Source organism: Bacillus sp. B.PNR1, assembly GCF_030386235.1.
Lineage (GTDB): Bacteria > Bacillota > Bacilli > Bacillales > Bacillaceae > Bacillus > Bacillus stercoris.
The window spans coordinates 637,511-650,360 of record NZ_JANYMN010000002.1 but is presented as its reverse complement, the minus strand read 5'-3'; the positions used below and the strand labels follow the sequence as shown (position 1 = coordinate 650,360).

Here is a 12,850-nt window from a genome sequence, read left to right as displayed (position 1 = left end):
CCATAAATCGTAAGCCCCTCAATAGTTCAAAAGGAAGGATTGGGAAATTCCCTCCTCTTTTTTATTGGCTGATTCGACCAAAATTTACCCGGCTTTGTTTTCTAAATCCGCGTTCATTTTCAGCTGCTGTTCAGCAAAATCCCGATAAAGATCATGGGAAGCCATTAATTCATGGTGTGTTCCACGACCGGTAATTTCCCCTTTTTCAACAAACAAAAGCTGGTCCGCGTCTACAACAGTAGATAGGCGGTGAGCGATAACAATTGTTGTGCGGCCCTCCATCAGCACCTCAAGCGCCTGCTGAACTGACTTTTCAGATTGGCTGTCAAGGCTTGAAGTGGCTTCATCAAGCATAAGAATGCTTGGGTTACGGAGAAGCGCTCTCGCAATTGCGATTCTTTGCCTTTGTCCGCCTGACAGCATGATGCCGCGTTCGCCAACTTCTGTATCAAGCTGATTCGGCAGCTCCTTTATAAAATTGAGCGCATAGGCCATTTCCGCGGCTTTTTCGATCTCATCATCTGTTACATCTCGTTCTAATCCGTAACAAATATTTTCTCTGATAGTCCCCGACATTAACGGGCTTTCCTGTGATACATATCCGATATGCTCCCGCCACGATTCAAGCGAATAAGTGTCAATCGGCTCGTCCCCCAGCCGAATAGCCCCTGCAGTCGGAGAGTAAAAGCGTTCAAGCAGCTTAAACAGCGTCGTTTTTCCCCCGCCGCTCGGACCGACGATCGCTGTCACTTTCCCTGCTTCAATGACGGCACTGATCTCTTTTAAGATCAGCTGATCGGGCTTATATCCAAAAGACACGCGATCAAGCTGGATAGGCAGATGCGCATTTTCGATTTGTTTTCCCGTCACTGTATCTTCCTCTTCCTCTGCCAAGATCTCAATCATTCGTTCTGTTGCACCGATTGATTTTTGCAGCTGTGTAAAGAATGTTGTAATTTGGCCCATCGGCATAATAATTTGGAACAAATATAAAATAAAAGCCACGAGCGCTCCGGCCGTGAGCTCGCCTGAAGATACCTGCATGCCGCCATATCCGATCACTGCGACAAGCGCTGCCATTAACACGAGTGAGATAAGCGGGCCGACAAGTGATTGAACCTTAGCTTCACGAACGCCAAGCTTAAATAATGAGGAAATCCCCATTTTCCCGCGCCCATATTCGACATCCTCCGCATTTGAAGCTTTAACAAGTCTAATTTCCGGGAGAATTTGATTCAGCAGGCCTGTAAAACGAGCCGTTTCATCTTGTGTTTCCCGTGAAATGGAGAACATTTTCCGTCCAATCGGCACCAAGATAAGAGCGGCCAGCGGAACGACCACTAACACAAGCAGTGTCAGCTTCCAGTTCATAATAAACAAGATTGTCAATGATCCAATGACAGAAATGATGCCTGTAATAAATCCGCTGATATGGGTTGTAATCAATTCTTTGACAACCATCGTATCGTTCGTTACACGGCTGACTGTTTCTCCGGAAGCATTTGTATCGAAATAAGAGACAGGCAGCTTAATTAATTTCTTCCATAATAAATCCCGCAGCCCGGAAATGATTTTTTGTCCATTATAGTTAAGCGCATAGGTGGCATAAGCGCTTAAACCCGCCTGAACGAAAAACACCAGCGCGATCAAACCGATTTGCGTGCCTGACAGATTTGACATAGAAAAACCATCGACAAGCTGCTTCGTTAATAATGGAATGAGCAGGCTGACCAGCGTGGTTACTACACTGAGGGCAAGCGCAAAGGTGAGCTTTCCATAAGAAGGATTGGTCCGTCTTACTAAGGCAAAAAAGGGTTTCAATTTACTTTGAGATTTTTGTTTCTGGGTTGGCATATATTTTCCTCCTGTTTCAGCGTTCAGAAAGGTGAAAAGTCATAGCAAAAGGATGATTTTTACTCTTTCTCAATCATATCAATGGCGAGAGACTTTTTCAGTATATTTTTGCCGTGGTGAAAATAAAAGATCTCCCACTCATTGTTTGAATAGGAGATTTTTTATGTTAGTCATCTTTCACTGGCTTCTTTTTTCTGTAAGTCAATGTTACATCCTGCTGCCGCAGGTCTTCAATTATCATTTTGTACCGATCCACTTTTGCGGTATGTTCTTCTTTTATCATCTGAAGGGCAGCTTTTCGTTTTTCGCTTTTCGACTCAAGTTCTTCTTTTATTTTTTTTACAATCAATCCTTTTTGCCCCTTGATTTCCTCTTTTAATGAAGACTCAAATTTCTTTGTCAGGCTGAGAAAGTCGTTGATCGGTTGATTGAGGGCGCCCGCTTTCCCCTTCATTTCATCTTTGGTCAGAAACATATAGGTGGTTGATACAATTTCTGTTTCACTTTCTGAAAATAAGGAAGTCACTCTTCAAATTCCTCCTAAGGCTGAAAATCAAATAACTGAGAAATCATTTCTTCTTTTTCAAACAGCTTTTCAATACTCTCGCGGATATTTTTGATAAAATCTCTTTTTTCTGTTGTCTGTTTTTTTAATTCAGCAACAATTCCATCATTAACAGGAAGCGCACCTGTGTGGAATGATTCATGAACTGAGATTTTTTCCAATTTATCGAATGTGTGGCTGAAACCAGCTGCAAGCCGGAATTGAAGATCGAAGGCATAATGCGAAGGGTTTTCTTCCATATGATGAATCGCCGTGGTGATCGCCTGTTTTTTGTCTATGAAGTCTTCATCTATTTCCTGACTGTAAACCTTCTGGTACTGAGAAATCGCATCTTCCATATCCTCAACGATTTTCATACCGTTTTGATAGATTCTGACAGCGGATGAGAGATTGACTTGAATTGTTTCTCCCGAGCCGCTCTTGCCTGTAAAATAAATATCTGAGCCTTTATAGCTGAAGCCTTTTTCCTTCGACAAGGCGTTGAGCATTTGAACGATGCTGTGGCCGTCGACGATGAGTTTTAGTGCGTCTTTTGTTTCTGTGTCGAGTGTTTTCAATGAGGACAGAATTGATTTTACATAGTCCACTATTTCACCAACGTCTTTTAAAGCTTGCATAAATTGGCCATGCTTTAGATGGTCAATGAAATGTTCGTAGCGTGATTCTATGCCTCGCATACTCGCGTTAATATTCGTTAATTCTTTTTTGATGACTATCTTTTGCGTTTCATCAATATACCCATTTTCAGCTAACTGATCTACGACCGGCCCGCTGGTACTCAACAAGGTATGGAGAAAACCTAAAAATGACGGCAGTTCCTCTTTTATTCGGCCATACATTTGCTTTACATCATCAAAATGCTCATATAGGACACTTACTTTCTTTAAAGCACCGTCTGTGTTTTTCACTCTTTCTATTAGGTCTATGTCTATCCCACTGGCTGCCTTTATAAAACCATTCAAGCCGTCTTTTTCATAGTCATCCTTATATTTTTGAAGGAATTTTTGAATTGACCTCACATCTTCGTCAGGAATCCCATCCATAATGTTTCGAATGCCTTTTACACTTGTATTAGTATCTGCCATCTTCACATCACCGAATGTAATAAAATCGGCCTTGCCGCTGACTCCATACAGCGGGTCATCTTTTGAGATGCGTTGGGTGATGTTTGCTGTTACGCCTTTGTCTTTGTAATATTGGGTGATGGCTTTTTTAAGGTCATCTTTTGGAATTGAATTTAACTCTTTAAATGTATTCACTTTGAACTTCTTAATCATTGTGTACCTTAAATGATCATCTGCTTTTAATAAGTGATCTACACTTATTTGAGCTCCGTTCACTCCATAAACCTCATCATATTCCCCATCTATTAATTGCACCATTACTTGATTATTATTGGCAAGTGAATGCCCCATACTATACGTTTTTAAACTTTCATCCTTGCCAGCTTTCTTTTTGGCTTCTCTAGTAAACTCTTTCGTTGCATTATATTGGCTATCTTCCATTCCAAGAAACAACCCAAAAAAATTATAAGTCCAGTCTTTATTATCTGCGCTACCTTCAGAAATAATTTGCAACTGATTCACTTCGTGCTTTTTATCTACAATATGAATAGCAGTACCATCATAGCCAGATTCTTTATTCTGGTGTACAAGCTCTTTAGATGTATAAATTTCAATATTTTGCGTGAGTTCTTGATGAGTTTCTTCCTTATAGATTCTTCGAATGTCTTCTTCAAAGTCTTTCTTAGCTTCTTGTATTACTTTGGGATCGGAAGAAGCGAATTTCTGTTTATAACTGTATTCTAAATTTATAAGACGTAGTTTTATATTTTCATTTTCAAAAATATTTTTATTTCCCATCTTCCCTCTCCTCTAAATTGAAGGTAACAGAGTTTAATATTTTTTTAACCTTTTTTTCATAGCCCTTTGGATTTTGCTTACATGTCTGTACATTTGCTGAGCAGCTAAACATAAAAGAATATTCCATTCCTAAATAATCTTGTTTTTTTGATTTTATATAACCAAGATAAATATAAGATGGGCTCTCTTGGTTATCAAAGTTTTCTTGTTTTGGAGCAAAATAAATATCCTTATCCTTTGCTTCTATTTTTTCAAATTTACCTTTGTATTCATTTTTACCACTAACAATGTCCAACATGGTCTCAGGGTTGTTTATAAATGATTCATTTTGATAGAACTTTAATGAAGCATTCATTACTATATTCGTTTTATTATTAATACTGTCGAAAAACAGTGACTCGTTTGTCTTTGAAGTTTCAGAGTCGGAATACTCCCCATCCTCCGGAAACAACATCCTAAACCCTTTCAGCTTAGATTCCAGCAAATAATATCCTGGTTCCTGTTCTTTTGTTGACACCATATACTCTCTCGTTTTCTCGTCCTGGAACGCAGGTACTTGAGGCAGATCCTTGGGATCCATGTCTTTTGGTTTTACCGCTTCTGTTTTATTGTCATTTGTGCTGTTTTTATCATTGTCATTCATACTGCATCCTCCTGTCAGGGCAAGTAATAAGCTGAAGCAAATAAAGATAATCTTTTTCATTACGAACCTCCACGGGTTTTGTGAGAATAGTATTTTATTTTTATATCAAAAATAATTCTATTGACCTGGTTAAGAGATGATTATTTCATCCTTTTTCATGTTACATCATGGCGGAATTTGGATAAATAGGAAATCGGACTCTGTTTTGATCTCCTTTTATTAACTAATCATATATAACACCTAATATAAATCTAAATACCTATTACTTTTTTCACAAAACAAAAAGAGCCGTATCATACGGCTCTTTACTCTTCTTTCTCAGAATGGCGTTTTTTCAATACATCAAGCACATCATCCAGCGGCAAGGCTTGTTCTCTGAGCAGGACAAGCAGGTGATACAGCAGGTCTGCCGCTTCCCATTTGAGTTCCTCATGATCCCGGTTTTTCGCGGCGATGATGACTTCGGATGCTTCTTCTCCGACTTTTTTCAAAATCTTATCGACGCCTTCACGAAAGAGGTACGTGGTGTAAGCTCCTTCAGGCATTTCCGCTTGGCGTTCGGCGATTACGCGCTCCAGTTCGTTCATGATGCCGAATCGGCCCGCGGCCTGTTCTTCTGTTTGTTCCTTTGTAAAACAGCTGTAGCTGCCAGTGTGGCATGCCGGGCCTGACGGTTCTACGAGTACGAGCAACGCGTCCTGGTCGCAGTCATACCGGATACCTTTGACGGCTTGCGTGTTCCCTGAGGTTTCTCCTTTATGCCATAGCGCTTGGCGTGAGCGGCTGTAAAACCATGTTTCCTTCGTTTCCAGTGTTTTTTCGTACGATTCCTTGTTCATATAGGCAAGTGTCAGCACTTCTTTACTTGCCGCATCCTGCACGATGGCAGGAATTAATCCGTCCTCGTTAAAACGCAGTTCATCTGCCTGTTTCATCTCACATTCACCCCGTACTCTTTCAAGTATGATTTCACTTCTTTAATTGATGTTTCTTTATAATGAAAAATTGAGGCGGCCAGCGCAGCGTCGGCTTCCCCTTTTGTAAAAGCCTCAAGCATATGCTGCGCGTTTCCCGCGCCTCCCGAGGCGATTACAGGGACGGGGACAGCTTCAGAAACAAGCTTTGTCAGCCTGTGGTCAAACCCTTTTTTCTCACCGTCAGAGTCCATGCTTGTCAGCAATATTTCTCCTGCCCCGCGTTTGACGCCTTCTTTTGCCCACTCGGTGACTTCCCAATCTGTTTTCTTTCTGCCGCCGTGCGTGTAGACCTTATATGTGTCAGATTCTTTGTCATACTTGGCATCGATGGCAAGTACGATGCATTGAGAACCGAAAAACTCGGCTCCTTCTGTAATCAGCTCAGGGCGGAGAACAGCTGCCGTGTTCACCGACACTTTGTCTGCTCCGGCACGCAGAATCGTTTTCATATCACTGAGCTGATTGATGCCGCCGCCGACTGTAAACGGAATCGCAAGCTTCGCGGCAACCTGCTCCACAACGTCAACCATCGTTTTTCGTCCTTCATGCGAGGCGGAGATATCAAGAAAGACCAGTTCATCCGCACCTTCCCGGTCGTACACTTCGGCAAGTTCAACCGGATCACCGGCATCCTTCAATTCGAGAAATTGAATTCCTTTGACAACGCGCCCTTCTTTGACATCAAGACATGGAATAATTCGTTTTGTGATCATTTGCGCTTCACCCTTTCAAGCGCCTCGCTCAGCGTAAACTGATTGATGTACAGCGCTTTTCCGATGATCGCTCCAGAGACGCCATCCGCCTGATAGCGGGCGAGGGCTTCGAGATCCGCGACAGAGCTGACTCCGCCGGACGCGATCACCGATTTCCCCGTTTCCTTAGCAAGCTCGACCGTGCTTTGAACATTTGGGCCTGACAGCATTCCGTCTGTTGCGATGTCAGTAAAAATAAAGACTTCCGCACCTTCATTGGCCAGCTCTTTGCCCAGTTCAGCTGCCTTAAGGGTTGATATTTCCAGCCATCCCTCTGTTGAAACAAAACCGTTTCTCGCATCCAGTCCGATGGCAATCTTCTCACCATATTGTTTCAGCATTTTTTTGACAAACGGAGGATTAGAAACTGCTGAACTTCCCAGGATCACCCGATCGACTCCTGCTGATAAATATTCATAGACGTCATTTTCAGAACGGATCCCGCCGCCGATTTCAACGTTCAGATTCAGCTTTTGCGCAATCTCAATCACATGGCGGTCATTCACTCTTTTCCCTTCTTTGGCCCCGTCGAGATCAACGAGATGGATCCATTCGGCACCCTCTCTCGCAAATAACGCAGCCATGTCGTACGGTGAATCGCCATATATCGTTTCCTTATTATAATCCCCTTGAACAAGGCGGACACATTTGCCGTTTCTCATATCAATTGCCGGATATAATGTAAAAGCACTCATTTTTTCACCTTCTGTTCTGCTGCCATTTTCGTGAATTGGGTTAAGATGGACATTCCGACCGTGCTGCTTTTTTCCGGGTGAAATTGGGCGCCGAAGACGTTCCCTTTTCCGACTACAGCAGGCACTCGCACACCATAATCGGCGCTTGCCAGAAGCGCATCACCCTCCATCCCGTCAATGTAATAAGAATGAACGAAGTAAGCGTAGCCTTGTTCTGTTTCAGACAGCAGCGGAGATTCGTTATGAAAGGAAAGGCGATTCCAGCCCATATGCGGAACCTTCAGCTTGTTTCCTTTTTCATCTTCTGCTTTCAGCCTGACTGCTTTTCCTTTTAGCAGCCCGAGCCCTGAAGCGGTGCCGTTTTCTTCGCTTTCTTCAAATAAAAGCTGCATGCCAAGGCAGATCCCGAGAAGCAGCCTTCCCTCTGAGACCATATCGTGAATCAATTGATCGAGCTTCGTGTGGCGCAAATTGTCCATCGCGTCTCCAAATGAACCGACTCCCGGCAAAATGAAGGCATCGGCTTCTTTCAGCGCCTCGGGCTTTTCAGAAACAAAGTACGGTACGCCGACACGCTCAAGCGCCTTTGAGACACTGTATAAATTGCCCATTCCGTAATCTATCACGCCGATCATTTACAGCATCCCTTTCGTTGACGGTATTCCTTTAACACGCGGATCGATCATTGTCGCTTCATCAAGCGCGCGCCCCAGCGCTTTAAAAACAGCTTCAATCATGTGGTGTGTGTTTGTGCCGTAATGAACGATGACGTGCAGGTTCATCCGGGCTTCGAGCGCCAGCTTCCACAAAAATTCATGTACAAGCTCCGTATCGAAAGTTCCGACTTTCGCCGCCGGGAAGTCAGCGCGCATTTCCAAGTGCGGCCGGTTGCTTAAATCAATCACAACTTGAGCAAGTGCCTCATCCATCGGCACAAACGCCGAGCCATAGCGTCTGATTCCTTTTTTATCACCCAACGCTTCAAGCAGCGCCTGTCCTAAGCAGATGCCGATATCTTCAGTCGTGTGGTGATCATCTATATCAACATCGCCTTTTGCGTTTATGGAAAGATCGAATTGGCCGTGTTTCGTGAATAAATCCAGCATGTGTGTCATAAACGGCACGTCTGTTTTGATATCCGCTTGTCCCTCGCCGTCTATTGCGAATGCCAGCTCAATATCTGTTTCGTTTGTTTTTCTGGCGCGTTCCGCTTTTCTCATTTAGAATTCCTCCGTTCTCTCGCTTCAATTGATCTGGCATGGGCTTCTAACCCTTCCAGTCTGGCAAAAGCCGCGATGCTTTCGGCATGCTCTTCAAAGGCTGATTGGCTGTAAGAAATAATGCTCGATTTCTTTTGAAAATCCGTTACGTTTAAAGGACTTGAAAATCTGGCTGTTCCGTTTGTCGGGAGCACATGGTTTGGCCCGGCGAAATAATCACCGACAGGCTCAGGGCTGTATCTGCCTAAGAAAATCGCACCCGCATGTTTGATGCTGCCAAGCAAAGCTTCCGGAGACTGTGTGAGGATTTCTAAATGCTCTGGCGCGAGCGTATTGACGGTATCAATCGCTTCATCCATTGTGTCTGCCACATAGATACAACCGTAATCACTCACCGAAGCTTCCGCTATTTCTCGTCGCGGCAAGGTTTTCAGCTGCTCATTCACCTCGGCTGAAACCGCCTCGGCCAGTGCCATGGAATCTGTGACAAACACACATGAGCTGAGCTTATCGTGTTCCGCCTGCGAAAGCAGGTCGGCCGCAATTTCATGCGGTATCGCTGTTTCATCAGCCAGCACGACGATTTCACTAGGTCCGGCAATCATATCGATATCGACATCGCCGAACACTTCTCGTTTGGCAAGCGCGACATAAATGTTGCCCGGACCCGTGATTTTATCCACCGGCTCAATGGTTTCTGTTCCGTATGCTAACGCCGCAATCGCCTGAGCGCCGCCCATTTTGTAAATGTCTTTTATGCCAAGCTCAGCAGCAGCAACCAAAACCCCCGAAGACAGCCGACCGTCTTTTCCCGGAGGAGTGACGAGAACGATTCTTTCAACGCCCGCTACGAGCGCCGGAATCACATTCATCAAAACAGATGAAGGGTATGCGGCCGTTCCCCCTGGCACATATACACCGGCGGAATCAAGCGCCGTCACCTTCTGTCCCAGCATTGTGCCGTCCTTTCTGTGATAAAACCAGGAGGATTGCAGCTGTCTTTCGTGATATTCCCTAATATTTTCGATTGCCTGCCTAATCACTTGAAGAAGATGTGAATCCAGCGAGGTGTATGCCTCCTCAATTTCCTCTTTTGTGACGAGCGGGCTGTTTATGTCGATGCCGTCAAATTTCGCTGTATAGCTGCGGACCGCCTGATCACCGTTTGCCTTCACATCTTCAATAATGGACCGGACCGTCTTTCTTTGCTCTTCCGTTCCGGCATCGATGGAACGCTTGAGAGAAAGCCGCTCCGCTCCGCTGATGGTTTTGATCTTCATTTTGCGGTTTCTCCTTCCACAACAAGAGATAGGCGGGATGCCATTTCGTCAATCACATCGTCTTTCATTCGATAGCTTACCGGGTTGACAATAAAGCGGGAGGTAATGTCACAAATGTGCTCCATTTCTACAAGCCCATTTTCCTTCAGCGTCTGTCCTGTGGAAACAATGTCCACTATCCGATCTGCAAGTCCAATGAGGGGGGCCAGCTCAATTGAACCGTTGAGCTTAATGATCTCGACTTGTTCTCCCTGCTCTCTGAAATAACTGGAGGCCACATTCGGATACTTTGTCGCGATTCGTGGCGCTACGCCGCTCGAGTCTGTATTCGGAAGTCCGGCGACTGCCAAGTGGCATTTGCTGATATTCAAATCCAGTACCTCATACACATCGCGCTCTTCCTCCAGCATGACATCCTTGCCCGCTATTCCGACGTCTGCCACGCCATGCTCCACATACGTGGTTACGTCCATCGGCTTCGCTAATATGAAACGGAGATTTTCCTCCGGCACATCGATGATCAATTTTCTTGAATCTTCAAACTCCTCAGGGAGCTTGTAGCCCGCCTGCCTCAGCAGCCCTGCCGCTTCTTCAAATATCCGGCCCTTTGGCATCGCCATTGTGAGTAACTTACCCATTTTGCTCTTCCTTTCTGGCACCGATAAAATAAGTGACGTTTGCAAAAGATTTTGTCATCTGGTCGATATTTTCTATTCCCGATAAATCTTGAAGAACCACTTTGTTCCCTTTCATCCGTTCTTCATTCGCATAAGCGATGGCTTGCGCCCGCTGCTCTTTGCTGAAAATAACAGCATCTATATCACAAGGTTCGTCTTTCATATGAAGGGCTTCAATCAGCCGGTCGATCCGAAGCCCAAAGCCTGTTGCCGGAGCAGGTGAATCAAAATGGCCCAGCAGCTTGTTATAACGGCCGCCGCTTCCAATGACAAAACCGACATTCTCAGCGTACACTTCAAATAAAATCCCTGTGTAATAGCTCATGTGGCTGACCATATTCAGATCCAGGCGGACATTTTCCGTACATCCGTAATCCTCAAGAATATCCCACAGCGCCTTCAGTTCATCAACCACGCTTTTTCCTTGTGCAGAATCGACGATTTCCTCAGCACGTCCGCATACTTCTATGCCGCCCCGCAATTCGAGGAGCTCAAGCAGCCTGCTTTTATCAATGGAGGAAAGCGGGAGAGATTTGACATGCTCTCTGTAGCCGACGTAGTTCTTTTCATATAAGAACCTCCGCAGCACATCAGCCCGTTCAACGTTTCCGAGCACCTCAACAAACAAAGCATCCGCAATACCGGCATGGCCGATGGCAATTTTAAAGGATGCCAGCCCAGTGTTTTTTAATGCACCGACGACTAAAGAAATAACCTCCGCATCCGCGCTCGTCGTGCCGTCACCGATTAACTCCACTCCGATCTGTTCGAACTCTGCAGGACGTCCGCCTTCACGCTCCTGAGCTCTGAATACATTTGCCGCATAGCCGACTCTGAGCGGATGATCGTGTTTCAAAAGCTTTGATGCTGCCACCCTTGCAATCGGCCCCGTCATATCCGGTCGAAGCACCAATGTCTTGCCGTCCTGATCAAGAAGCTTAAACAGCTGCTGCTCTTCTATTGCTGATTGGACGCCAACGGTATCGTAAAACTCCAGTGTCGGCGTTTCCATAAATTGATATCCCCATTTATCAATCAAATCGGTTAACGATCGTCTCACCTTTTTTTTCGTTTCGTATAAACCGGGCAGTGTATCTCTCATGCCGTGCGGTTTTTCAAACATAAACATCAACCCGCGCACCTCCGTTGTCATCTTATGAAGGAAAATTCCAAATCCTTTAGTTCGCTAATATGATAATATGTTAGCAGATGAAAGAATGAAAATCAATGCTTAACTTTAGCCAGAATTTTTTTAGTCCAAATATCCTTCTCCCATTATGAAAAAATCATGAACAATGTATTAAAGGTACGTAATATCTCAAATTCTTTATGTTTGGCATGCTATAATACAAATCAAATAGAGAACAAGGAGATAAAGATGAAAACACTGCGAACTCTATGTGTCCTGATGATTCTTTCAGGCGTTATTTTTTTCGGACTTAAAATAGATGCAAAAGATATAGATATTCCTTTTTTGAACAGTCTTAAAAAAGCGGTTTCTGACAGCGATACAGATACAGGTGCGAATAGCAAAAAGGAGCTGAAGGGAAGCGCAAAGCCGCTTGATGTCATCCTTTACAATCAAATGGACGCGCCTCGGCTCTATAACGGCTGTGAAGTAACAAGCCTTGCGATGGTGCTGAATTACGCGGGATACGACGTGACAAAAAACACCCTGGCAAACCAGATTGCCACAGTGCCTTTGACATACAGCAGCGGATTAAAAGGTAATCCGAATGACGGATTTGTCGGGGATATGGCAAATGGCCCTGGTCTCGGTGTCTACCATCGACCGATCTATCAGCTGGCGAAAACCTATGCCGGAGACAAAGTATCAGATCTGACTGGAAAAAGTATTTCCGCTGTTTATCAGCAGCTTGAAAAAGGCAATCCAGTTTGGGTCATTACGACCGCCAGTTTTGCGCCAGTTGACAACATGCAGACATGGAAAACGCCAAGCGGAACGATAGAGATTACGTACAGCGAACACAGCGTCGCTGTTACGGGATATGATGAGAAATATGTGTATCTCAATGACCCGTATGGCTATAAAAACAGAAAAACCGATAGGACGAGCTTTGAAAAAGCGTGGAAACAAATGGGCAGCCAGGCCGTGGTTATTCAAAAGTAAACACCTGAAAGCCGCATATGCTCTATCCTGAGCAAATACGACAATATTCATGCTTTTTGTTTCAATCGGTAAGATCGATTCATTTTCCATTTTTCAACCAAAATTGTCTTTACTTTCAGGCTGTCTGTTTTTATGATTAAAGCAGATTCAGCCTTGCCCCGATCTATGCGAGAGAAGCCGGTGCAAGTCGCTGA

At 44.5% G+C, this 12,850-nt stretch carries 13 protein-coding genes; 1 reads left to right on the top strand and 12 read right to left on the bottom strand.

Annotated elements, in window-relative coordinates:
* Nucleotides 1-84 precede the first annotated feature (84 nt).
* From bmrA to NZD81_RS14580, 12 genes are all read right to left on the bottom strand, one after another.
* Nucleotides 85-1,854: a multidrug resistance ABC transporter ATP-binding protein/permease BmrA gene (gene bmrA, locus NZD81_RS14635; protein ID WP_289860949.1), complete on the bottom strand. Its 1,770-nt coding sequence runs from the start codon at nt 1,852-1,854 to the stop codon at nt 85-87.
* A gap of 166 nt (nt 1,855-2,020) precedes the next feature.
* Entirely contained in the window at nt 2,021-2,380 is a 360-nt protein-coding gene (locus NZD81_RS14630) for a hypothetical protein (protein ID WP_289860948.1), read from the bottom strand.
* Nucleotides 2,381-2,394: 14 nt separating this feature from the next.
* Complete coding sequence (locus tag NZD81_RS14625; RefSeq protein WP_289860947.1) at nt 2,395-4,281, bottom strand: DUF6792 domain-containing protein; 1,887 nt, start codon at nt 4,279-4,281, stop codon at nt 2,395-2,397.
* Nucleotides 4,271-4,984 carry a lipoprotein YvcA gene (locus NZD81_RS14620; protein ID WP_289860946.1) on the bottom strand — a complete coding sequence of 238 codons (714 nt, stop codon included), beginning with the start codon at nt 4,982-4,984 and terminating at the stop codon, nt 4,271-4,273. Before NZD81_RS14620 ends, NZD81_RS14625 begins: the two co-directional genes overlap by 11 nt.
* Nucleotides 4,985-5,229: 245 nt before the next feature.
* Nucleotides 5,230-5,859: a bifunctional phosphoribosyl-AMP cyclohydrolase/phosphoribosyl-ATP diphosphatase HisIE gene (gene hisIE, locus NZD81_RS14615; RefSeq protein WP_072173464.1), complete on the bottom strand. Its 630-nt coding sequence runs from the start codon at nt 5,857-5,859 to the stop codon at nt 5,230-5,232.
* Nucleotides 5,856-6,614, bottom strand: a complete 759-nt coding sequence (gene hisF, locus NZD81_RS14610; protein WP_172640933.1) for an imidazole glycerol phosphate synthase subunit HisF — start codon at nt 6,612-6,614, stop codon at nt 5,856-5,858. Before hisF ends, hisIE begins: the two co-directional genes overlap by 4 nt.
* On the bottom strand, nt 6,611-7,348 hold the full coding sequence (gene hisA, locus NZD81_RS14605) for a 1-(5-phosphoribosyl)-5-[(5-phosphoribosylamino)methylideneamino]imidazole-4-carboxamide isomerase (protein ID WP_289860945.1): 738 nt from the start codon (nt 7,346-7,348) through the stop codon (nt 6,611-6,613). The genes hisF and hisA overlap by 4 nt, the downstream gene beginning before the upstream one ends.
* Nucleotides 7,345-7,983: an imidazole glycerol phosphate synthase subunit HisH gene (gene hisH / locus NZD81_RS14600; RefSeq protein ID WP_289860944.1), complete on the bottom strand. Its 639-nt coding sequence runs from the start codon at nt 7,981-7,983 to the stop codon at nt 7,345-7,347. The genes hisA and hisH overlap by 4 nt, the downstream gene beginning before the upstream one ends.
* Nucleotides 7,984-8,568 (bottom strand): imidazoleglycerol-phosphate dehydratase HisB, encoded by a 585-nt coding sequence (hisB, locus tag NZD81_RS14595; protein WP_289860942.1) that lies wholly within the window; start codon nt 8,566-8,568, stop codon nt 7,984-7,986.
* A complete protein-coding gene (hisD, locus tag NZD81_RS14590) occupies nt 8,565-9,848 on the bottom strand; it encodes a histidinol dehydrogenase (protein ID WP_071582359.1) in 1,284 nt (427 codons plus the stop codon). The genes hisB and hisD overlap by 4 nt, the downstream gene beginning before the upstream one ends.
* The gene (gene hisG, locus NZD81_RS14585; RefSeq protein WP_040081700.1) at nt 9,845-10,486 is read right to left on the bottom strand and encodes an ATP phosphoribosyltransferase; all 642 of its coding nucleotides are present in this window, start codon (nt 10,484-10,486) and stop codon (nt 9,845-9,847) included. Before hisG ends, hisD begins: the two co-directional genes overlap by 4 nt.
* Entirely contained in the window at nt 10,479-11,654 is a 1,176-nt protein-coding gene (locus NZD81_RS14580; RefSeq protein ID WP_289860941.1) for an ATP phosphoribosyltransferase regulatory subunit, read from the bottom strand. Before NZD81_RS14580 ends, hisG begins: the two co-directional genes overlap by 8 nt.
* A gap of 249 nt (nt 11,655-11,903) precedes the next feature.
* On the opposite strand from NZD81_RS14580, the gene NZD81_RS14575 reads away from it, so the two are divergent.
* Complete coding sequence (locus NZD81_RS14575; protein WP_069838639.1) at nt 11,904-12,656, top strand: C39 family peptidase; 753 nt, start codon at nt 11,904-11,906, stop codon at nt 12,654-12,656.
* Nucleotides 12,657-12,850 lie beyond the last annotated feature (194 nt).

Bases quoted from the DNA above. Each gene is read 5' to 3' on its own strand.
- hisIE (WP_072173464.1), bottom strand. From the start codon at position 5,859: ATGAAACAGGCAGATGAACTGCGTTTTAACGAGGACGGATTAATTCCT.
- NZD81_RS14580 (WP_289860941.1), bottom strand. From the start codon at position 11,654: ATGTTTATGTTTGAAAAACCGCACGGCATGAGAGATACACTGCCCGGT.
- hisH (WP_289860944.1), bottom strand. From the start codon at position 7,983: ATGATCGGCGTGATAGATTACGGAATGGGCAATTTATACAGTGTCTCA.
- hisB (WP_289860942.1), bottom strand. From the start codon at position 8,568: ATGAGAAAAGCGGAACGCGCCAGAAAAACAAACGAAACAGATATTGAG.
- hisD (WP_071582359.1), bottom strand. From the start codon at position 9,848: ATGAAGATCAAAACCATCAGCGGAGCGGAGCGGCTTTCTCTCAAGCGT.
- bmrA (WP_289860949.1), bottom strand. From the start codon at position 1,854: ATGCCAACCCAGAAACAAAAATCTCAAAGTAAATTGAAACCCTTTTTT.
- hisF (WP_172640933.1), bottom strand. From the start codon at position 6,614: ATGATCACAAAACGAATTATTCCATGTCTTGATGTCAAAGAAGGGCGC.
- NZD81_RS14575 (WP_069838639.1), top strand. From the start codon at position 11,904: ATGAAAACACTGCGAACTCTATGTGTCCTGATGATTCTTTCAGGCGTT.
- NZD81_RS14620 (WP_289860946.1), bottom strand. From the start codon at position 4,984: ATGAAAAAGATTATCTTTATTTGCTTCAGCTTATTACTTGCCCTGACA.
- hisG (WP_040081700.1), bottom strand. From the start codon at position 10,486: ATGGGTAAGTTACTCACAATGGCGATGCCAAAGGGCCGGATATTTGAA.
- hisA (WP_289860945.1), bottom strand. From the start codon at position 7,348: ATGAGTGCTTTTACATTATATCCGGCAATTGATATGAGAAACGGCAAA.
- NZD81_RS14625 (WP_289860947.1), bottom strand. From the start codon at position 4,281: ATGGGAAATAAAAATATTTTTGAAAATGAAAATATAAAACTACGTCTT.